General features: G+C 69.4%; 19 protein-coding genes. 6 read left to right on the top strand and 13 right to left on the bottom strand.

The window, feature by feature from the left end; all coding sequences use genetic code 11:
- The first annotated feature begins 94 nt into the window (after positions 1 to 94).
- A complete protein-coding gene (locus AB0C26_RS31475; protein WP_360254877.1) occupies positions 95 to 568 on the top strand; it encodes a hypothetical protein in 474 nt (157 codons plus the stop codon).
- Here the strand turns inward: AB0C26_RS31475 and AB0C26_RS31470 are convergent, their stop codons facing one another.
- On the bottom strand, positions 569 to 3427 hold the full coding sequence (locus tag AB0C26_RS31470) for a BTAD domain-containing putative transcriptional regulator (RefSeq protein ID WP_360254875.1): 2859 nt from the start codon (positions 3425 to 3427) through the stop codon (positions 569 to 571).
- A gap of 210 nt (positions 3428 to 3637) precedes the next feature.
- On the opposite strand from AB0C26_RS31470, the gene AB0C26_RS31465 reads away from it, so the two are divergent.
- Complete coding sequence (locus tag AB0C26_RS31465; protein WP_360254872.1) at positions 3638 to 4822, top strand: spore photoproduct lyase family protein; 1185 nt, start codon at positions 3638 to 3640, stop codon at positions 4820 to 4822.
- A 35-nt stretch (positions 4823 to 4857) separates the two neighbouring features.
- Here the strand turns inward: AB0C26_RS31465 and AB0C26_RS31460 are convergent, their stop codons facing one another.
- The gene (locus tag AB0C26_RS31460) at positions 4858 to 5541 is read right to left on the bottom strand and encodes a Crp/Fnr family transcriptional regulator (RefSeq protein ID WP_360254870.1); all 684 of its coding nucleotides are present in this window, start codon (positions 5539 to 5541) and stop codon (positions 4858 to 4860) included.
- 194 nt (positions 5542 to 5735) lie between these two features.
- Between AB0C26_RS31460 and AB0C26_RS31455 the strand changes: the two genes are divergently transcribed.
- The 3 genes from AB0C26_RS31455 (at position 5736) to AB0C26_RS31445 (ending at position 9425) form a co-directional block, all read left to right on the top strand.
- Positions 5736 to 6449 (top strand): hypothetical protein, encoded by a 714-nt coding sequence (locus tag AB0C26_RS31455; RefSeq protein ID WP_360255493.1) that lies wholly within the window; start codon positions 5736 to 5738, stop codon positions 6447 to 6449.
- Positions 6442 to 8529, top strand: a complete 2088-nt coding sequence (locus AB0C26_RS31450; RefSeq protein ID WP_360254868.1) for a hypothetical protein — start codon at positions 6442 to 6444, stop codon at positions 8527 to 8529. Before AB0C26_RS31455 ends, AB0C26_RS31450 begins: the two co-directional genes overlap by 8 nt.
- 179 nt (positions 8530 to 8708) lie before the next feature.
- Positions 8709 to 9425 (top strand): hypothetical protein, encoded by a 717-nt coding sequence (locus AB0C26_RS31445; RefSeq protein WP_360255491.1) that lies wholly within the window; start codon positions 8709 to 8711, stop codon positions 9423 to 9425.
- Between the two features lie 46 nt (positions 9426 to 9471).
- On the opposite strand, the gene AB0C26_RS31440 is transcribed toward AB0C26_RS31445, so the two are convergent.
- From AB0C26_RS31440 to AB0C26_RS31420, 5 genes are read right to left on the bottom strand one after another with little or no spacing between them, the layout of a single operon-like run.
- Positions 9472 to 11067 carry a beta-N-acetylhexosaminidase gene (locus tag AB0C26_RS31440; protein ID WP_360254866.1) on the bottom strand — a complete coding sequence of 532 codons (1596 nt, stop codon included), beginning with the start codon at positions 11065 to 11067 and terminating at the stop codon, positions 9472 to 9474.
- A gap of 3 nt (positions 11068 to 11070) precedes the next feature.
- The gene (locus AB0C26_RS31435) at positions 11071 to 11886 is read right to left on the bottom strand and encodes a carbohydrate ABC transporter permease (RefSeq protein ID WP_360254864.1); all 816 of its coding nucleotides are present in this window, start codon (positions 11884 to 11886) and stop codon (positions 11071 to 11073) included.
- Positions 11883 to 12848 carry a sugar ABC transporter permease gene (locus AB0C26_RS31430; RefSeq protein WP_360254862.1) on the bottom strand — a complete coding sequence of 322 codons (966 nt, stop codon included), beginning with the start codon at positions 12846 to 12848 and terminating at the stop codon, positions 11883 to 11885. The genes AB0C26_RS31435 and AB0C26_RS31430 overlap by 4 nt, the downstream gene beginning before the upstream one ends.
- The gene (locus AB0C26_RS31425; RefSeq protein WP_360254860.1) at positions 12845 to 14176 is read right to left on the bottom strand and encodes an extracellular solute-binding protein; all 1332 of its coding nucleotides are present in this window, start codon (positions 14174 to 14176) and stop codon (positions 12845 to 12847) included. The genes AB0C26_RS31430 and AB0C26_RS31425 overlap by 4 nt, the downstream gene beginning before the upstream one ends.
- Positions 14177 to 14192: 16 nt before the next feature.
- Entirely contained in the window at positions 14193 to 15113 is a 921-nt protein-coding gene (locus tag AB0C26_RS31420) for a MurR/RpiR family transcriptional regulator (RefSeq protein ID WP_360254858.1), read from the bottom strand.
- 86 nt (positions 15114 to 15199) lie between these two features.
- On the opposite strand from AB0C26_RS31420, the gene AB0C26_RS31415 reads away from it, so the two are divergent.
- Complete coding sequence (locus AB0C26_RS31415) at positions 15200 to 16099, top strand: BadF/BadG/BcrA/BcrD ATPase family protein (protein ID WP_360254856.1); 900 nt, start codon at positions 15200 to 15202, stop codon at positions 16097 to 16099.
- A gap of 12 nt (positions 16100 to 16111) precedes the next feature.
- Here AB0C26_RS31415 and AB0C26_RS31410 read toward each other — a convergent pair whose 3' ends face one another.
- The 6 genes from AB0C26_RS31410 to AB0C26_RS31385 form a co-directional block, all read right to left on the bottom strand.
- Positions 16112 to 16327, bottom strand: a complete 216-nt coding sequence (locus tag AB0C26_RS31410) for a hypothetical protein (protein ID WP_360254854.1) — start codon at positions 16325 to 16327, stop codon at positions 16112 to 16114.
- A gap of 28 nt (positions 16328 to 16355) precedes the next feature.
- Entirely contained in the window at positions 16356 to 16592 is a 237-nt protein-coding gene (locus AB0C26_RS31405) for an RloB family protein (protein WP_360255488.1), read from the bottom strand.
- Positions 16593 to 16695: 103 nt separating this feature from the next.
- On the bottom strand, positions 16696 to 18096 hold the full coding sequence (locus tag AB0C26_RS31400; RefSeq protein ID WP_360254852.1) for an AAA family ATPase: 1401 nt from the start codon (positions 18094 to 18096) through the stop codon (positions 16696 to 16698).
- 10 nt (positions 18097 to 18106) lie between these two features.
- Positions 18107 to 19015, bottom strand: coding sequence for a TIGR03619 family F420-dependent LLM class oxidoreductase (locus tag AB0C26_RS31395; protein ID WP_360254850.1), 909 nt, complete (start codon positions 19013 to 19015; stop codon positions 18107 to 18109).
- 52 nt (positions 19016 to 19067) lie between these two features.
- Entirely contained in the window at positions 19068 to 20555 is a 1488-nt protein-coding gene (locus AB0C26_RS31390; protein WP_360254848.1) for a caspase family protein, read from the bottom strand.
- Positions 20548 to 20904 (bottom strand): hypothetical protein, encoded by a 357-nt coding sequence (locus AB0C26_RS31385; protein ID WP_360254846.1) that lies wholly within the window; start codon positions 20902 to 20904, stop codon positions 20548 to 20550. Before AB0C26_RS31385 ends, AB0C26_RS31390 begins: the two co-directional genes overlap by 8 nt.
- Positions 20905 to 21099: the final 195 nt, after the last annotated feature.

The raw sequence follows: 21099 nt of genomic DNA, 5'->3' as shown, positions 1-21099 counted from the left end.
GGCGACAGATTCTGCCTGGCACCGGACCCCTGAGCAAAGGCGGGAGGCCGTATCGTTCTCCTGCGTTCATCGGTGGGGCGAGACGGAGGCCCATGTGCGGTTCGGTGTGACAGGCCATCGGCACCTCCCTCCGGCCATCGCCGAGCGCGCGCTGCGGCATTGGCGCCGGGTGCTTCCCACAGGCTCTTTCCCGTACGGGGTGTCGAGCCTGGCCGACGGGGCCGACCAGCTGTTCGCGGCCCACGTCCTGGCGGCCGGCGGCACCCTGGAGGCGGTGCTGCCGTGCGAGGGCTACGCGACCTCCCTGATCACCGACGACAGCCGGGCCCGCCTGCGGGAGCTGTGCCGCGCGGCGGCGAAGGTGACCACGTTGCCCTACCCGGAGCCCAGCGACCAGGCGTACCTCGCCGCCGGGCAGGCCCTGGTCGACCGCTGCGACCACCTGTTCGCCGTGTGGGACGGTGAACCGGCCCGCGGGCTGGGCGGCACCGCCGACATCGTCACCTACGCGCGGGCCCGGGGCCGCCCGGTCACCGTGCTGTGGGTCGAGGGCGTGGTCCGGGTCTGATCAGGGCCCGTCGGGCAGGCCCGCGCCGGCCCGCTCCTGCTCGTACCGGTCGCCGATCTCCCGGGCCAGGATCAGCGCCTGCTCGTGGTGGGCGCGCGCCTCGGCCATGTCGCCGGTGGCCCGCAGCGCCTGGCCGAGGTCGTTGAGCGCCTCGGCCTCGCTGGCCCGGTCGCCGATCCGCCGGTGCAGCACCAGGGCCCGGCGCAGGTGGGCCGCGGCCTCGGCGTGCCGGTCGCCGCGGGCGTACACCGCGGCCAGGTCGGTCAGCACGTACGCCTCGGCCGTCCGGTCCTCGTTCTGCCGGGCCACGGCCAGGCTCTGCTCGAGCTGGGCGGCGGCCCGGTCCAGCTCGGCCGGGTCGCCGGAGAGCCGGGCCAGCAGCGACAGGACGTACGCCTCGCTGAACCGGTCGCCGGTGCGGGCGGCCAGCTCGAGGGCCGACTGGAACCGCTTGGTGGCCTGGGCGTCGTCGCCGAGCCGGGCGTCGACCAGGCCGAGCCGGACCGACGCGTCGGCCTGCCCGGCGTCGTCGCCGAGCCGCTGGTAGAGCGTCCAGGCCCGCTCGTAGTGGTCGGCCGCCCGCTGGTAGTCGCCCCGTCGCCAGTGCACGCTGCCCAGGTTGCGCAGCACCACGGCCTCGGCTGCGGGATCGTCCAACTCGGCGTAGAGGGCCAGGGCCCGCTGGTACGTGCCGGCCGACTCGGTCAGGCGGCCCTGCCGCCGGTGCAGCCGGCCCAGATCGGACAGCGCCCGGGCCTGCGCGGCGTGGTCGCCGAGGGCCAGGGCGGCCGACACGGCGCACGAGGTGACGGCGACCGCCTCGGCGACCGGCCCGCCCGCGTCGAGGTAGCGGAACAGCGTGCCCGCGAGGTCGACGGCGAGCCGATGGCGGCCGTGGGCGGCCGCGTACGCGCAGACGGCGGCCAGGTTGGGCCGCTCGGCCTCGATCCAGCCCCGGGCCGCCTCGGAGTCACCGGCGGCGCCGGGAACGGCCGGGTACAGCGTGGCCATCGCCGCCACGGAACCGGCCAGGTAGTGGTCGAACAGCCGGGTCAGCGCGGCCTCGCGCTCGGGCGCCGGGTCGTGCTCGGCGGCGAGCTCGGCCGCGTACGCCCGCAGCAGGTCGTGCATGCCGTACCGCCCGCCCCGGGCGGCCTGCACCAGGCTGGCCCGGACGAGCACGCCGAGCAGCCGCCGGGCCTCGCCCACCGCGGCGCCGGTCAGCGCGGCCACCGCCTCGACCTGCGCGGTCTCGCCCGGATGCAGGCCGAGCAGCCGGAACACCCGGGCCGCGTCGGCCGGCAGGTTCTGGTACGACCAGGAGAACACGGCCCGGACCTCGGCCCGGGGATCGCCCGCGTCGAGCAGGTCGAGCCGCATCCGGTGGTCGCTGAGCTCGCCGACCAGCTCCTCCAGCGAGACGTCGGCCCGGGCGGCGGCCAGCTCGGCCGCGATCCGCAGGGCCAGCGGCAGCCGGGCGCAGGCCGCGGCCAGGCGCTCGGCGACCGGCGCCTCGCGGTCGACCCGGTCGCCGATCAGGCGGCGCAGCAACCCGACCGCGTCGGCGAGCGGCAGCAGGTCCAGGTTGATCCGCTCGGCGCCGTGGATCGCCACCATCCCCGGCAGCGCGTCCCGGCTGGTGACCAGCACCAGGCACGACCCGCTGCCGGGCAGCAGCGGCCGTACCTGCTCGACCGAGGAGGCGTTGTCGAGCAGCACGAGCATCCGGCGGCCGGTCAGCTCCGAGCGGTACCGGCCGGCCCGCTCGTCGACGCCCGGCGGGATCTCGGAACCCCGTACCCCCAAAGCCGTGAGAAAGCCGGCCAGCGCGTCGCCGACGGCGACCGGCTGCTCGCAGTCGTAGCCGCGCAGGTTCACGTAGAGCTGCCCGTCTCCGAACGCCTCCCGGACCCGGTGGGCCCAGCGGACGGCCAGGGCGGACTTGCCCACCCCGGCCGTGCCGGACAGCAGCACCACGGTCAGCGGCGGCTCGTCACCCTGGGCCAGCGTGCGGTCCAGGGCGGCGAGCTCGCTGTCCCGGCCGGTGAAGGCGCGCACGTCGGCCGGCAGCTGAGCGGGCACCGACCGGGGCGCGGAGACCTGGACCGGGGAGACGGCGACGCCGAGGGTGGGATCGGCGGCGAGGATGCGCTCGTGGAGCCGGCGCAGCCCCGGACCGGGGTCGCTGCCCAGTTCCTCGGCCAGGCTGTGGCGGATCCGGCGGTACTGCTCGTCGGCGTCGGCCTGCCGCCCGCACCGGTAGAGGGTCAGCATGAACTGCTCGGCCAGGCGCTCGTCGAGCGGATGCTCGGCCACGGCCGCGGTCAGCGACGGCAGCAGCTCGCCGTGCCGCCCGAGCCGCAGCAGGACGTCGTGGTGGTCGAGCTCGGCCGCGAACCGCTCGCCGAGCAGCAGCTCCCGCGTCGCCGACAGCCAGGGCGTGTCGAGGCCGGCGAACGGCTCGCCCCGCCACAGCTCGAGCGCCTTCGTGATCTGCTCGGCGGCCGACCGGTCGGACTCGGCGCCGCGGGCCAGCGCGACAAGCCGGCGGAACCGGTGCAGATCGACCGCTTCCGGGTCGGCCGTCAGGGCGTACCCACCCGGCCGTCTCTCGATCCCGACGCCGGCGTCGGCGAGGGCCGTCCGCAGCCGCGACAGATAGCTGTAGAGCGCGCCGGCGGCCCGCTGCGGCGCCTCGGCACCCCAGACCCGGTCGATCAGCTGGTCCACCGTGACCGGGCGGCCCACCTCGACCAGCAGCGCGGCCAGCACGCTGCGCTGCCGGGCGTGCCCCAGCCCGACCGGCTGCCCGGTGATCCGGGCCTCCACCACGCCGAGCACGCCGAACTCCGCCGTCAACTGCCCTCCGCTGGGGATTCAAGACATTCACAAGGTGAGCGACAAGTCTCGCACGCTTCGTACAAGGTCCAGCCACGACCATAGATCCAGTACGGGGGAAGCAGGTCGCCCGCCCTGACCCGACGGCGCGCAAGCGCACGGGGGAATCGGGACGGGACGGGCGACCTGCCTCGCGTGCTTCAAAGGCCCAGGCCAGGGTACGTACGGGCGGTGTCCTTCGACTCGGTCGACCTGACCCGGACCCTGGCCCCGGAAACGCCGGCGGCGCCGCACAGCGCCAGCGGCGAGGCGGTCGCCACCCATGACCTCGGTGACGTCGCGCCGCCCGCGCGACCATCGAGGCGGTGGACGCCGAAGCGAGTGGTGGCCACGCCCGCCGCGTACGACCATCCGCACGGCCGGCGGATCATGGAGCTGGTCGAGGCGCACGGTCTCGAGGTCGAACGGCTGAACGGCAACCGGCTGACCGGGCTGCGCGGGGACAGCGACCGCGAGACGTACGCCCGGGCCAAAGCCACCATGGCGATCGTGGTGAGCCCGCCGTCGCGCCGCAAACTCCAGCCGATCGCACCCAGCGCGGACTGGCGGTTCGACCTGGCCGAGGGCTGCCCCGCACACTGCCAGTACTGCTATCTGGCCGGCTCGCTCTCCGGCCCGCCGGTCACCCGGGTCTACGCCGACCTCGACGACATCCTGGCCGGCCTCGGCGACTACGTGGGCCGGGGCACGATCACCAGCCGCCGCGAGGCCCGGCGCGACGAGGGAACCACGTTCGAGGCGTCCTGCTACACCGACCCGCTGGCCCTGGAACACCTGACCGGCAGCTGGCGCCGCGCCGTCGAGCATTTCGGGGCCTGGGACGCGCCGGTCCAGCTGCGCTGGACCACCAAGTTCGACGACGTCGGCGGCTTCGTGGGCCTGGCCCACCGCGGCCGTACGAGGGTGCGGCTGAGCGTCAACTGCCGCCCGGTCACCACCCGCGTCGAGGGCGGGACGAGCCGCCTGGAGGACCGGCTGGCCGCCCTGCGCCGGCTCGCCCTGGACGGCTATCCGGTGGGAGTCACCATCGCCCCGATCATCGCCGTCCCCGACTGGCGCGCGCACTACGGCGACCTGCTCGACGGGATCGCCGCCGCCGTCGGCGACGTGCCCGGCCTGGATCTGACAGCGGAGCTCATCACCCACAGGTTCACCCCTGGCAGCAAAGAGGTGCTGCTGAGCTGGTACCCACGAACGAAGCTGGAGATGGACGAGGAGTCCCGCAGCCGCAAGCACGGCAAGTTCGGCGCGCTGAAATACGTCTACCCACCCGAGACGATGGCCGAGCTCCGCTCGTGGTTCCACGCGGAAATCGCCGCCCGCCTGACCGCCGCCCGCATCCTCTACTGGACGTGACGGCAACCCACCGCTTCCTACAGCGCGCGGTGGGGTCAGGCGAGGTCGGCGCACAGTCTGAGTGCGGCCTCGTCGCGGACGATCACCTGCCGGTAGCCGGTGTCGACGATGCCGACTGTGCGCAGCTCACGTAGCGCCTTCTGCAGGGTGATCTCGGCCGCCCCGCACATCGTCGCCAGCTCGGACTGGGTGAGGTGCACGTCCACGACGATGCCGTCGCGGCTACGGTAGCCGTAGGCCGTCGCGATCTCCCACAAAACCCGGGACAGGCGGACCTTCACCGGGTAGGACGCGAAGTCCACTCGGCGCCGGTTCGCCACCCGCAACCGATTGGCCACTATGCCCGCGATCTCCATGGCCGCTTCCGGGTAAGCGCGAAGGAACGCGCGAAAGTCGTTCCGGCGGATGATCCGAATGGTGGACACGCGGCAGGTGGTCACGGTCGCCGATCGGGGTGTTCCGTTCAAGGCTGACATCTCACCCACGATGTCGCCTGACACCCGTACATCCAGCAGGGCGTGGCGGCCGTCAGTCATGGCGGCGGTGACCTTCGTCAGGCCGTCGTCGAGCAGGATGACGTGCGACTCCTGTGCTCCCTCGTGCAGGATCACCTGCGAGGCGGCCGCGGTTCGCGGCACTCCGAGCTCGAGGAACCGCTGACGTGCGGACTCGTCCAGACGGCTGAGCAGAGTGCCCGGTAACCAGGGTGACTGGGGCAAGCGCGCCTCCACTGCATGACACAGAGTGTTGCTCTGACTACAACACTCGCATCCGGGTTCTCGCTATGCCAAAGGGGTGAGCCGGCGATCGACATTCCGACAGTCCATAGATGTACGTAATCGTCTCGCCGATCCGCCGGTAGGGAAGAAGGGCACATCCGCCGACCACGGAAAGGTCATCACAGGTGCCCGATATGCAGGATCCCCACCGGCGAGTCCTCGTCGCCGCGGACATGGAGAGCTACAGCAAGCGGAACAACGTGCTCCAGCATCGCGCCCAGGTGGCCTTCCGCCGGATCATGGACGACGCCACCACCGAGGTGGGCCTGGATCGCGTCGATTGGCTGATCCAGCAGGGCGGCGACGGCGAGTTGGCCGTCCTGCCCGCGGGAACCAGCGAGCGCACCGTCGCGGCGAAGCTGGCTCCGGTGGCCGACCGACTGCTGCGAGAGCACAACCAGGGTTTGGAGCCGGAAGCGCGGGTTCGGCTACGACTTGCCGTACATCAGGGCCTCGTCCATCTGGACGGAGCCAACGGATTCCCGAGCGACGCCGTCGTCCATGTCTGCCGACTGGTGGATTCGCCGCAGCTCAAGCGGGCGCTGCGGGACTTCCCCGGCGCCAACGTGGCGCTCGTCGTGTCGGATTCGCTCTATCGCGAGGTCATCGAGCACTACCGTGATCTGCGACCGGAGCACTTCGTTCACACTCGTGCCGAGATCGCGGACAAGGGGTTCAGCGCCGCCGCGTGGATCTATGTACCCGGTGAGAACGCCGCCTCGGCGTCACCGCCACCGCCGAAACAGCAAGGGCCGACGGAATCCGCTGCGCAGATCTTCACGGGAATCACCGCCAACGGCCCGGCTCAGTTCGGCAATCACAACACGATGCGGAACACTCATGGATGACGGCGAACTGAAGGAGATCGAAGCACGGGACGACCCCGCGAGCGGGCGGGAGCCGGAAGGCCCGGCGGCCGATCAATCGTCGGCCCCGGAGGCGACCGGGGACGAGGACGTACCCAGCGAGCCCGTCGATCCGCGAGCCGCCCGGGAGATGTACGGAGACGACTTCGACGACACCACCACGTACGGGCCTGCCCAATTCGGACGTGCGAATACGCAGCACAACTATTTCGGGGAGCGGTCCCTCGACCCGATCATCGGCCTGCTTCCCGGTATCGAGGACCTGCTGGAAATCTACGTGGCGGCCGGCTCGGACGGCGACCTCGACGAACGTATCGCCAGCCGATCCACGGTCTGCCTCGTGGGCCCGCGGAAATCCGGCCGGTTCAGCGCCGCCAGAGCCGCGCTGGCACGTCGGTACAAGCCGGACGACATCTATGAGATAGCGCTGCCGGCGAATGTACGGCCCGAGGCACTCAACCGAAAACCGGAGTGCCTGGCGGAGGAGAGCGGTTTCGTTCTGCGGCTGACGGGTGACGGGCACGCCGATGCCATACGTACCCTGGCGAACCTCTTCCGCAGTCGGCGCTCCACCTTGGTGCTGATCAAAGACGGTCATCTGGGTCGATGGGACCGGACCGACGCGGAGGTGCCGCACCGGATGCCGGATCCGATCGAGGTCTTCCGCCGTCATCTGGCGGCGGCATTGAGGACGTCCTGCGCCGACGAGGTGGAAAGGTTCCTCACCAGCCGGGTAAGACGTGAGCTCACCTCGGTCTACGGCCCGAGGGAGAGTGTCGCCATCGCGCGGGCGATCGCCCAGGAGAGGCCCGCCGACGACGAGAAGATGGAAGAACTCCTCGAACGCTCCCAGCCGGGGAGGCGAACCCGTGCCACCGAGATCCTGTTGTCCGCCGGTGAGGACTCGACGGTGCGGAGCCGCCGAGCCAGGCAACACGAACGCGCTTTCAGGCTGGCGTACGCGGTGTTCTATCGAAAGTCTCTGCACTACGTCTTCGAAGGGGCCGAAAGGCTTCTGCGCGAGATAGACAGCGCTGCGCTTCGCCCGGAATGGGGGAGTATGGCTCTGCAGGACTCGGTGGGAACGCTGCTCGGCGACACCCTGGGTGAGGACTGGAGGGCCGGGCGTCACGCCGATGCCGCCGCCCGAAACGGATCTCGAGTGGCCTGGATCCGTGATCGCGGTCTACCGAAGGCGATTCTCGACGTCGCCTGGCACGAGTTCGACGGCACCAGGAGACCGCTTTTGAAATGGCTGGATCACCTGGTGGCGGATGGGGACGACGTCATGCGGCAAGCAGCTGCCGAAGCAGCCGGGATGTTACTGAATCATGATTTCGCCCGCGTGCATCTGGATCTGACAGGCAAATGGGCGGCCTCGCCCAAACCGGCTGTCCGGCAGGCCGCCGCGCTGACCATGACGCTTGTGGATATGGCGGGCGACGTGGGCCACCAAGTTCGGCGCAAACTCAGCGAGTGGTGCAACGGCAATAACAACTATCGGCGCGACACCGCCGCGCGGTTGTATGCCAGTGGACTGGAGCAAGACCTCCTTGAATGGAGCATGTTCGACCTGGCCCGTATTGCCGAGGACGCGATACAGAAGCGGTTCCACACGGTCGCCAGGGCCGTCAATCAGCTCTATCGACCTGACCGCGCTAAATGGATCGTCGACGAACTCGCTCTATGGGCCGGAGTCAAGCCGCTGAGGCTCCACGCCGCTCGCGCTCTGCTCGCCCTGACCCGCAGAGTCGAGGCGACAGCGTCGGACGGGCGCCCCGAACTTCTGCAACGTCTTGGCGAAAAGAACGTGGACGTTAATCAACTCGGTCATCTTTGGCTCGTCGCCTTCGTCGAGCCCGAAACCGCCGCACCGGCCGCGGAGAGGCTCGCATCGTGGATCGGCCATGCGGACTCTCATCCTGATCTGCGGCGAGCAATGGCCGGGCTGCTCGAGTCGATCGCCCCGGAGTGGCGGCGTGTCGACTTCTACCTGAAGAGGACATCCGCGTTCGGAGACGGGCTGCCGGAGTGGGCATCGGAAAGGAAACGAGTGTCGTGAGAACAGATATCGGACCGTTGACTCCATCGGTTGGCCGGTGGCTGCGTTTCACCGCGTGGCTCGGCCGGGTCTGGCGAAGATTCATCGCGTTCCTCAGTCCGCCCCGGCCCGAGCCGATGATGGTCGCGGCAGTCTCTCCGGCGCCGCCACCGCCACCACCGCCACCGCCGGCGGGCGAGGTGCGCGGGCGGCGAGGTCTCCCGAAACCCCTGGTGGTCCCGGCCAGCGGCTACATCTTCACCTTCGAGGTGCACGCCACCTTCGTCTGGACGGCCGAAGGGGTCTATCAGGATGAACTGTCCAGCGCCATGGACAGCCTCATGCCGTACGCCATTCGGCGTCTCAAGGCGATGGCCGCCCAGCACGCGCGCCACCATGCGCCACACCGCGCGCGGGAGTTGGAGGTCGAGCTCCAGAAGGTGCTCGACGAGAACAAGGCTTGGCGGTTCAGCTGGCGCGAGGTGTCGTTGACTTGCCGCCCACACGTCTGGGTCGAGTTGGAGGAACGGGTCAAGCAAACTGTTCAGCCCTACTGGGAACAGCTCATCAAGCTCGATTGCGAGCACGACGTCCAGACACGCCGGGCCGAATACGCCGAAAGACTCAGCAGGCAATGGGCCGCCATACTGACCGATCTGATGGGCAGCCCGGTCGCGGACGGGGCCGCCGAGATGACCGAGAAAGATCTCGCCGAGGTGGTCCGCAAGATCGTTGCGGAGCGAAAGGCGGCGGCCGACAAGCTCGAAGACCTGATGACCAAGAAGGTTGACGGCGTCGACCCCTTCGACCGGTCGGAGTACTCGAAGGCGCTCTGGGAGCGGCTCGAGCGTCGCGCCGACCATCTGTTCGCGCCCACCGGTGCCGCTACCGGGAACGGTCACGGCCCGAAGGCTTGAGGTGGCTGGGCGCGGTGAAGGTGCCCAGAGCGTGCACAGGGACCCCTCACGGGACGCTGATGGTGGCGACCAGGCGGGCGATGTGCGCGGCCCGCTGGTCGCGGGTGTCGGGGCGGCCGGGTACGCCGGGGCGGCGCTGCCAGGGGAGTGGTCCGTCGGCCCGGCGGTATTCGACGCCGAGGGCGTCCAAGCGGAGCAGGTGGTGCCGCAGGCGGCGTTCGAAGTCGTCGAAGTCCCGGCCGGGTGGGCCCCACAGCGCCTCCGCTATCGCGCACAGGCGGGGGAAGACCAGGTAGTCGACCGTGCGGGGGGAGTCCGCGTGCTCCGTCCAGATGTTGGCCTGGCCGCCGAGAACATGCCTCGCCTCGTCCTCGGTCAGGCCCGGGGGCACCGGTTCGAGGGCGTACACGTCGCGCAGGGTCAGCGGGATCGACACCGGGATGGGCTCGTCGGGCGACTCCGACTGGCGGTAGTCCAGGTAGGCCATGTCGTCGGGGCAGGCGACCACGTCGTACCCGCGCCGGGCCGCCGCCAGTGCCCCGGTCAGGCCCCGCCAGGAGGCGATGGCCGCGCCCGGCGCCAGGTCGCCCTCCAGAATCTCGTCCCAGCCGAACAGGCGGCGGCCGGCCGCGTTCAGGTGTTCGCCGAGGCGGCCGATGAACCAGGCCTGCAAGCCCTCCTCGGTGGTCACACCCAGCTCGGCCATGCGCTGCTGGGTGCGCGGGTCGGCCCGCCACTGGTCCTTCGGGCATTCGTCGCCGCCCACGCCGATGTACCGTGACGGAAACAGCTCGAGCACCTCGTCGAGCACGCCCCGGAAGAAGTCCACGGTGGACTCCGAGGCGTTGAGGATGTTGTCGCTGATGCCCCAGCGCGTCCAGACCTCCAGCGGCTCGCCGTCGACCCCCAAGTGGGGGTACGCGGCCAGGGCGGCCTGCACGTGCCCGGGAGACTCCACCTCGGGGACGACGGTGATGAACCGTTCCGCGGCGTAGGCGACGATCTCGCGTACGTCCTCCTGCGTGTAGAACCCGCCGTGCGGACGGCCGTCGCCGGGGGCGTCCTTGCCCGCGCCGACCTGGCTTTCCCGCCGCCACGCGCCGACCTCGGTGAGCCGGGGATAGCGTTTGATCTCCAGGCGCCAGCCCTGGTCGTCGGTGAGGTGCCAGTGCAGGGTGTTGAGCCGGTGCATCGCCATCAGGTCGATGAAGCGCATGACGTCGTGCTTGGGCATGAAATGGCGTACGACATCAAGCATCGCCCCTCGCCAGGCGAAACGGGGCTTGTCGTGCACCCGGCATGCCGGAATTATCCATATCTGACCCTGCGGAGATCGCCGGTAGACCGAAGGCGGCAGCAACTGGAGGAGAGTCTGGCCGCCGTAGAACACCCCCGCCGCGCCGCCACCGGTGATCGTGACGCCGGACGAGGTGACGTCCAACCGGAACTCCTCCGCGGCGAGATCATCATCGAGGTCAAGCGCGATGGTGCCGGTCGCCGTTTCCCGCAGGGGGAGCCGCAGCGCCTGCCGCAACCAGGTGAGAACTTCGGGCAATTCGGCGGAAGCGGAGATGGTGGAGCTGTGGTCGAGGGTGAGCGAACCCTGACCGGGGACGAACGAGAGCGGAGCCGGGATCAGCAAGGTCTAGCCCTTCACGGCGCCGGCCGACATGCCGGCCACCAGATTGCGCTGGATGATCAGGAAGAACACGACGACGGGCACGGAGAACAGCACGGAGGCCGCCATCTGGCCGCCGAAGTCGGTGCCGGTGTGCGGGTTGGTGAACGAGGCCAGCCAGACCGGCAGGGTGTAGCGGCTCTGGTCCTGCATGAACGTGTACGCGAACAGGTAGTCGTTCCAGGCCGCGATGAACGCGAAGATGCCGGTCGAGATGACGCCCGGCGCCACCAGCGGGAACAGGACGCTGGTGAGGACACGCCAGGTGCTCGCGCCGTCCATCCGGGCCGCCTCCTCGATCTCGGCCGGGATGGTGACGAAGAAGCCGCGCATCACCCAGATCGAGAACGGCAGGACGGTCGCCACGTAGGCGAGCACCAGGGCCACGTACGTGCCCAGAAGGTCCAATTGGTTGAACATGACCAACATCGGGATGAGCAGGGCCGTCCCGGGCAGCATCTGCACGGCGAGGATCACCACCATGAGCAGCCGCCGCCCCCGGAACCGGAACCGGGACAGCGCCGCCGCCGCGAAGATGCCCAGCACGATGGAGACCAGCACCGTCGCCACCACCACGATGACGCTGTTGCGCAGGTTGGTCAGGAAGTGCTCCTGGGTGACCGCGTTGACGAAGTTGTCGAGGGTCGGGTGCTCCGGCACGAAGTGCGGCGTCGGCGTCATCACCTCCGGGCGCGGCTTGAAGGCGGTGTTGACCATCCAGTAGACCGGGAACGCCCAGACCAGGCAGAAGACGATCGCGATCGTGTTGGCGGCGCGTTTCACAGGTCCTCCCCGGATCGGAGCAGCCGGCGGATGTAGAGGGCGGTCAGGCCGAGCAGCAGCAGCGTGGTGACGACCGAGATGGCCGCGCCCTGTCCGATGTGGAAGCCGACGAACGCCGTCTTGTACGTGTAGACGCCGAGCGTCGACGTGGCGTCGCCCGGCCCGCCGCGGGAGATCAGCCAGATCTGGTTGAACACGTTGTAGTCCCAGATCACCGACAGGATGGTGACCAGCAGCAGCGTCGGCCGTAGATGGGTGAGGGTGATCAGGCGGTAGACGGTGAGCTCGGTGGCGCCGTCCATCCGGGCCGCCTCCAGATATTCGCGCGGGACCTGCGTCTCGGCCGCGTTCAGGGTCAGCGCGATGAACGGCACGGCCTGCCAGACGATCAGAAGCCAGATGACGGCGTACGCCCGTGCGGGGTCCTGCGTCCAGTCGGCGCTCGTGGTGTCGCCGAAGACCCGCAGCTGGTCGAGACCCCAGTTGACGACGCCGTAGCCGGGCTGGAAGAGCCAGTTCCACACCAGCGACGACGCCACGTTCGGCATGGCCCAGGCGACGATGAGCACCACCGTGACGGTGTAGCGCATCCGGCGCCCCAGGCGGGTCAGCAGGTGGGAGACGCCCATGCCGATCAGCACGCTGCCGGCCACCATGGCCGCCGTGAACAGCACCGTGCGGACCAGCGCGGCCCAGAAGGCGCCGCTGCTGAGCAGATCCGTGTACTGGTCGAGGCCGACCGAACGGTAGGCGCCGGTGAACAGGCTCCGCTGGTTGTAGTCGGTGAACGAGGTGAAGACCAGGAACCCGATCGGGGCCAGCGTCACGACGGCCAGCACCAGCCCGGCCGGGCTCAGCAGGAACAGTGGGGCGAGGTCGCGCCGTTTGCGGCCGTTCGCCGGCGAGGGAGGGGCCGGCGCGACCGGCGGGGCGCCGGCCGCGTCGGTGATCACGGTGGTCACTTACCGCCGGCGAGAGTCTCGCCGAGGTGGGCGTCGAATTCCTTACCGGCCACCGCCGGCGTCTTGGCGCCGGAGGCGACCGCCGAGAAGACCTGGTTGACGCTCTTGTCGCCCTCTAGGGTGGGCCACTGTGCGGCGGCCGGGGTCGCCTTGGACACCAGGGCCGCGGTGAAGAAGGCCTTCTGCTGCTCCTTCAGAGCCGGCTCGGCCGCCTTGATCGCCTCGGTGCTGTTCGGGATCCAGCCGTCCTTGCCGAAGACCCACTTGTCCTGCGCCTCCGGGCTGCCGGCGATCTTCGCCCACTGCAGTGCCAGGTCCTGGTCGTCGCTCTTGGTGGCGATGCCCCAGACCGATCCGCCCAGCATCACCGGCTGGTTCTTGCCCGAGACGCCGGGCAGCGGGAAGGTGCCGAGGTCGTCGGCCTTGATGGCCGGGTTGGCCTTCTGGATCAGGCCGACCGCGCCGCCGGAGGCCAGGATGGCCGAGGTCTTGCCGTCGGCGAACAGCTGGACCTGGTCGGGCTTGTCGGTGTCGAGAGTGCGGGAGGCTTCGGTGGAGTAAGCGTTCTGGAAGGTCTTGAACTCGGTCAGGCCCTTCTGGCCGGCCGGCGTGGAGAAGCCGCCCTTCCAGTCGCCGCCCTCGTCGGTCGCGATGTCGCCGCCGGCGTCCCACAGGAACTGCAGGCCCGCGTACCAGTACTGGCCGGGCAGGTAGAAGGGGGAGAAGTCGGCGGCCGGGTTCTTGGCCTTCACCTTGTCGAGGGCGGCGGTGAGTTCGGTGTACGAGGTGGGCGCGGCCGTGACGCCGGCGGCGGCCCACGTCTTCTTGTTGTAGATGACCGCGCGGGCGCCGGCGAAGCCGGGCACGGCGTACAGCGCGCCGTCGACCGTCGCGGGCTCCTCCAGACCGGCCAGCCAGGTGCGGCCCTGCTTCAGGTCGTCCTTGTACTTCGTCAGGTCGAGCAGGCCACCGTTGGCGGCGAAGCCGGGCACCTGGGTGTTGCCGAGGTCGAGCACATCCGGCGTGCCCGACGTGGACAGAGCCGTACTGATCTTGGTGGTGATGCCCTCCCACTGCTGCACCTGGAGATCGACCTTGGCCCCGGTGGCCTCGGTGAACTTCGCGTTGATGGCGTTCAGGGTCTCGTCGGTGTAGTCGTCGACCATGACCCAGACCGTGAGGGTCTTGCCCTCGCCGCGGGCCGTGGGCACGGCCCCCGGCGTACCACCGCCGCTGTCACCGCCGTTCCCGTCGCTGCTGCAGGCGCTCACTGTCAGAAGGGCGGCGGCGCTCAGGGCGACGGCCGCGATATAGCGGTGGGACCGCATGGTGACTCCTCAGGGGTCAGGGCTTGCTTCTCCCGCGATTGCGGGTGGGGTTCTTCTCCGGGAGCCGATGGGCGTCGACCGCGCGAACGGTCAATTCCAGGGCCTCGGCCGTACGCTCGTACGTGCGCTGGGCGACGGCGACGTAGATCATGTCGAGCACGAGCAGCTGCGAGTGCAGAGCCGCGAGCGCCGCCAGCCGGAACGTGGTCTCCTGCACCGCCGTGGTGAAGACGACGTCGGCCACCTCGGCCAGCGGGGACCGGCTGTAACTGGTGACCGCGACCGTGAGCGCGCCGTGGTCGGCGGCCTCGGCCAGGGTCTCGATGACCTCCCGGGTGCGGCCCGAGTGGGACAGGCCGATCGCCACGTCACCCGGGAGCAGCAGGGCGGCGTTGGTGAGCGCGGTGTGGCTGTCGAGCCGGTGCCACACCGGCACTCGGATGCGCTCGAGGCGGAACGCCATCTCCCGCGCCGAGGTGCCGCTGCTGCCCAGGCCGAACAGCTCGACCCGTTTCGCGCCGGCGATCGCGGCTGCGACCCGGTCGATGGCGGCCATGTCGAGCGCGGCGGCGGTGTCGTGGATGGCCCGGGTGTCGGCGGCGGTGACGACACCCAGCACGTCGGTCAGCGGATCGCTGGGCGCGATGTCGCCGCTGATGTCGGTCTCCCACCGGGCCTGCTCGGCCCGGCCGGTCTCGGTCGCGACGGCCACGCGCAGGTTGGCGTAGCCCTTGAAGCCCAGCGTGCGGCTGAACCGGGTGACCGTCGCGGTCGACGTGCCGGACCGCTCGGCCAGGTCGACGATGCTCGCGTTGGCGGCCGCCTCCGGGTCGGCCAGAATCGCCTCGGCGATCCGGGCCAGAGCCTCCGGCATGCCGGGCCCCTCGATCCGCAGGCGGCCGAGCAGGCCTCCGCTCTCACCGGTCACGTCGGTCATCCTTTTCATCGTTTGCTGTTGCCGATGAAAATTACGACCGAAGAGTGAACTAGTCAACAACTTTTGTCTGTGCTTCTATCAGGCTCATGAATTTGGTGGTCGGAGTCGACGCGGGCGGCACGTCGTCGCGCGCGGTGGTCGCCACCACCACCGGCTCCGTCGTCGGCCGCGGCCTGGCCGGCCCCGGCAACCCGCTGACGGCCGGCCCCGCCCACGCCGCCGCGGCCGTGGCCGCCGCGGTGCTCGCGGCCTTGGGCGACCACCCGCCGGAGTCGGTGGTCGCGGCCACGTTGGGCATCGCCGGCCCGGCCACGGCCACCCAGTTCGCGCCGTCGCTGGCCGCGTTGGGCGTGCGGGCCCCGGTCACGCTCGTCGGCGACGTGGTGACGGCGTTCGCCTCGGGCACCCCCGCCCCGGCCGGCGCGGTCCTGATAGCGGGCACCGGAGCGATCGCGGCCTCGGTGCGAGCCGACGCGGTGGAACGAACATCGGACGGCCTGGGCTGGCTGCTGGGCGACGAGGGCTCAGGCCGCTGGCTCGGCCTGCAAGCGATCCGCACGGCCGTACGCACGTGGTCGGCCCCGTTCGCCTCCCGGATCGCCACCCAAGCCGGCGTGGCCACCGCCGACGAGATGGTCTACTGGGCCCAGTCCCTGCCCTGGAACGAGATCGGCGACCTGGCCCCCTTGGTCTGCGCCGCGGCCCGCACAGGCGACCCCCACGCGAAGGCCATAGTGGACGACGCCGTGACCCACTTGGTGGCCACCCTCGACAACCTGGCCGCGGACGGGCCGGTAGTCCTGGGCGGCGGCCTCCTGACCGGCGACACCCCCGTCCGCGACGGCGTCCTCAAGGTCCTGCAGTCCCGGGGCCTGACCCCCCGAACCGCCCACGACCCCGCCACCGGCGCCGCCTGGCTGGCCGCCCGCCCACTGAGCCCTCTGACCCCAGCCGCATTGCACAAGGCACTGCTCGGATCGGCCTAGTCATTCGCGCCCTCAGGGGTTCTCGCGGATCCGTTCGATGAGCGCGGGCATCGAGCTGGACGGGTTCGTTCCCTTTTGGCCGGGCGGAACTGCGCGGCCTTTCTGTTTCGCTCTTCCGCACGCTTGCTCATGGGCGTCGAACGGAAAACTCGTCTTCAGCGTCTTGCCGTCCTGACCATGGTTCCGGAGTCGCCGGCGTAGCCAGTCCCGCGACTGCTGGGCGTTCATGTCCTCGAAATGCCAGAGGAGCCAGATCTCAAAAACAGGGATGGGAGACGACCGCGTTGAACGACTTGTCGGTTGCCGCTCGAAGGCACTCCGCCAGATGCGCGTGATCATCCACATCGATCAGGAGCCAGACCGTGTCGAAACCGTCGGGATCCTGGCGGGCGATGCGCTCCGCTTCGCGCAGGACCGTCATCGGGTCGCGTCCTACCCCGTGTGTGGTCGCCGGTCGCACGGCTACGCCTGACGCGCGAAGGTGCTGGACCAGGCCCTGTACTACTGAACCTCGGTGGCCACTCCCTCCGTCACGACCAGCACGCGTTGGCGCTCACGCCGCTGGCGGCGTGAGCGGACGATGTTTCCCGACGGTCTCACTGATCCGCCGTCCCGGCGGCGACGAGCTGCTGGAGAAACGCCGGAGCGAGGTGCGGAGTCGCGCCGTAGCGGCCGTGCAGGTATCGCCGGGCCAGATTCTGGTCGCGGCGTGGGCTGAAGTCACTGAGCGAGAAGAGTTCGCTGACGCCGACCCGGCTCTTCTCCACCAGCCAGACTTCCTCCGGGGTCAGCGTGGCTTCCGCGACCGGCGATATGAAGTAGGTGTCGTGAGTGGTGAAAATGAGCTGAGCCGCCCGAGGATTCAAGCCGTCGTCTTTGAACATCTGAATCAAAACCTGAGCGAGCTGCGGGTGCAGGCTGGCGTCGATCTCGTCGATCAGAAGCACCGTGCCCTTTCTCAACGCCTCCACAGCCGGTACGGCCAAGGAAAGCCAGGAAAGAGTTCCCGTGCTCTGATCCGCCGGCGCGAGCCGGTAATACTTCCCCTCCGCGCCCAGATGCTGGAACTCGAGTCGCTTGGTGACCTCATCGATGGCGAACTTGATGGGGACCTGCTGGTCGTCCTCGCCGTCGCTCTCCATGGGTTCGGCGGCGGCCTTTTCCATTGCCTGGAACATGCGCAGCAACTCGGGTGGTGTCTTGGTTTCCGCGACGCCTACCTGAGCGTTTCCCACGTCGGCGACCCGGACGAGGACGACGATGTCCTCCATGCTGATCGCCTCCGTGGCGATCCCCTCGGCGATGTCGCGGAGACGTTGCTGCCGACTTCCCTCGCTGAACTTGGCGAACTCGAACCCCGAGGTCAGGGCATTGAAGACCGGCGTCAGGACAGGGTGCTCGTCGATCGCGGCGCGAGACAGGAGGAGTTCTCGGGGGCCGGTCAGCCGCTCGAGTGCCGCTGTATCTCCCTTGAGTGCCCGTCCGAACCTGTATTTCGTGTCAAGCCCTCGCTCGAAGAGGAGCCGTTGCCGGCCCACCGGATAGTCGTACAACCACTCGGTACGGATCTCCTCTTGGGTGAGGCTGAACCCGTACTCGAATCGCGTGTCGTCGAGGGTGAAGTCGATGGAGTACGAGGACGGCTGGACACGTGACGCCTCGTCGAGCAGAAACGGCTGGTGAGGCAGGCTGTTCCGCTCCCGCCAGACGGTGGACGAGTTCCGGACGACGCCGAGCATGAACTCGACGGCGTCCAGCAGGGACGACTTGCCGGACGCGTTCGGACCGTAGACGGCGGCGATCCGCAGCGCGTAGTCGCTCCAGGTCCCGTCAGTCGGGCGGGCTGACTTCATCTCCGGACGCACGAGGGACAACTCAGTCAGGTCCTTGAAGCTCTTGTGGTTCTCCGTGCGGAACCGAAGCAGTGTCATACATAAAGGATGCACCTTCGGCCGTTCTTCGGTCGCCTTCCGACCTGAGCCGGGCGCAAGGTGCACCCGACTGTGCTCAACCGGCGAGGGACTTCAGTTCGGCGATCAGGCGGAGGTGGCTGTCGATGCCGTCCGGGGCCAGGTTGTAGAACAGGACGTGGTCGACGCCGGTGCCCTCGAGGCGTTTGAGGTCTTCGGCGATCTCGGTGGGGGAGCCGCCGAGGAACGGGCGGGCGTCGCCCAAGGGGTCGGCGGTGATCGGGACGTTGGCTCGGGCGGTGACGGTCAGGGTGGCCGGGTCGCGGCCGTTCTCGCGGGCGGTGTCGCGGAACGTGCGGGCGGCCTCGGTGAGTTGTTCGTACGAGAACGCGTTGGGGTTGACGCCGTCGGCGATCCGTGCCGCCCGGGCCTGGCCGGCGGGGGTGGCGGCGCCGATGATGATGGGCAGGTGGGGCTGGACCGGTTTGGGGTTCACCTCGGACGCCTCGATCTCGTAGAAGCGTCCCGCGTATTCGACCGGGTCGGGTCCCCAGCACGCGCGCATGGCCTCGACGACCTCGTCCAGGCCGGCGCCGCGCCGTTTGAGGGGCACGTTGGCGGTGGCGAACTCCTGCGGCATCCAGCCCTGGCCGAGACCGGCGATGACCCGGCCCTCACTGAACTGGTCGAGGGTGGCGAACCGCCGGGCCAGCACCACGGGCGGATGGAACAGGGCGTCGACGATACTGGTGCCCAGCTTGATCCGCTCGGTCACCGCGGCCACGAACGACAGCGTCTCGATCGGGTCGTACGTGAGCCGGTAGTCCTCGGGGATGCGTTGCAGTTTCCCGTCCGCGCCGGGCATGAGGGGCGCCAGCGGCCGCAGCAGACGTTCGTACGTCCACAGTGCCGCGTACCCGAGCTGTTCCGCCTCCCGCGCCACCCGGAGGATGTTGGTCTTGGAGGCCAGCGAACCTGATGTCGGCAGTGCCATTCCCAGTTCCATCCCCGTCACTTTACGTGTGGGACCTCTCCTCGTTAAGCGGCAATCCGACTGCTTACGGCTTGAGGAAACCCTTCCAGGCGATGAGCACGTACATGACGTTCGAGAACACAAAGATCAACAGCAGGAGCCAGGCCACCGCACGCCGGCCCTTTCGTGAGAAGAACGCGGCCAGCCCGGCGAACCGGCCGCCGACGTGAACCGTCGGCGGCGTGACCGAGCCGCTTTCCGGCTTCGGCGGGTCCGGCGTCGTGGCTGTCCTCACCTGCCGCTTGGAGTCGAGGATCTCCGCGCGGAGTTGCTTGACGAGAGCCTCGGTACGAGCTTCGCCGGCTCGGGCGCGGTCGAGTTCGCCGGTCACCTGCAGTAGGGCGGATCGGGCCGCCGTACGGTCGGCCTCCGCCGTCCGCTGCTCCCGTTCCGCAACGGCCCGGGCGTCCTGCGCGGCGCGTACGTCACGGGCCATGGCCGCGATGCGCAGGTCTGCTTGTCTGCCGAGGTCGCGGGCGTCTGATCGGGCGGACTCGAGGCTCTCTCGTAAAGTGGCGGCCTCGGAGCGCAGCCGATCCACGTGGTCCTCAAGCTGGTCCGCGAAGCCTTGCTTTGCGGCCAGCTCCTTGCGAAGCTCACTCAGATCTGTCTGGTTTGCGGTGATTTCCGTACGTAAATTCTTGACCAGCTCGCTCTGATCATCGTCCAGATTGGCTTTGAGGCGGGCGCTGCGGGCGAGCGCCGCATCGCGTTCGGATGTCAGGCGCGCGACCTCGTGGACCAGGAAGGCGCGGTGAGCCGGATTGCGGCTCAGGGCGATGCGGCCACCCAGCCCTGTTTCCGCCTTCTGCGGACGCGGGCGTTCCTTGGCCAGCAGGCGCTGCCAGGCGTACCGGTAAAGGGTCTCGACGTCGAGCAGTTCCGGACCATCCGGGATGCCGGTGGTCAGAGCCTCGACCAGCACGCCGGTGAAGGCGGTGAGATCTTCGTCGGGTGGGGCGAGGGCCGTCCGGGTGCGCGCCGAGGCGGTCAACACGCAGGTGCCGTCGATGTCGAGGAGGCGCCGGATGGCGTCGTCGCCGGTTTGCGAGCCCATCCGGGCCAGGGCGCGCCCGCTGTAGCAGCAGTCGAGGATGACGACTTTGCGGCGGGCCTTCCGCGCCTTGAGAATCTCGCGGCGGATCCAGCTGTACGGCATGCCCGTCCGGTAGGCGGAGTCGGGCCGGGAGTCGGGCAGCGCGAGATAGAGCTCGTCGTCCGTCGCGTCGGCGTCGATCAGCCCGTGACCGGCGTAGTAGAAGACCAGGGTGTCCGTCACCTCGGCCGCCGCTTCCTCCAGCGCGTCGTACACCGCCGCGCTCGCGGCTGGATTGCGGATCTCGACGCAGTTCGACGCGGGCAGTCCCCATCGGCTCGGATCTTGGAACAGCGACGCCAGCCGGGTCAAATTTTCCCTGACCGAGGGCAGTGCTTCGAGTTTCTGGTACGCGTCGACGCCGACCAGGATGGCCCGCGAGCCGCCGAGGTCGGGCAGGACACTGTCATCACTCATGGGCCTCCCCGGTTCCGGCGGCGCCCGGCGGTTTCTCGAGCCGGGCCGCCAGCTCGGCCACCTGTTCGGGCGAGCCACCCTCGATGACCACCACGGTGCCTTCGTGCTCGATGTGCACCGATGTCGGCGTCTGGCGGGTGTTGCGCCAAGCCGCGACGGCGACCAGCAGATTGACCAGAGCGATCCCGTTGCTGACCAAGGCCGTGATCAATTCGAATGAGCCGGCCGACATCTCGTGCGCGGCGTCGCCCCGGACGATGCCGATCTTGCTTTCTCGGGAGACTTCGTCGTCCTGGAGCCAGGTGAACAACGCCGCCGCGGATCCGTTTTCATCGCTATTGATCCACATTCTTACGTCCAAGGAAGCCGCTCCCATCCAGCGTCGCTCTGAACGAGGGAATTATGCCACCGGCAGCCCACCCGCCCGTTTCAGCGGATATTTACCCGCAATTCGCGGCCGGCGCAATCGTGCATTCGCCGCGATGGAAAGGCTGATGGTCCGGTGGCGTGCCGCCGGAACGCCGGGCCGATTGCCGCATACGGC

The organism is Actinoplanes sp. NPDC048796 (assembly GCF_040650035.1).
Taxonomy (GTDB): Bacteria; Actinomycetota; Actinomycetes; order Mycobacteriales; family Micromonosporaceae; genus Actinoplanes.
Note: the sequence above shows the minus strand (reverse complement) of the source record. Positions and strands in the feature narration are given on the sequence as shown.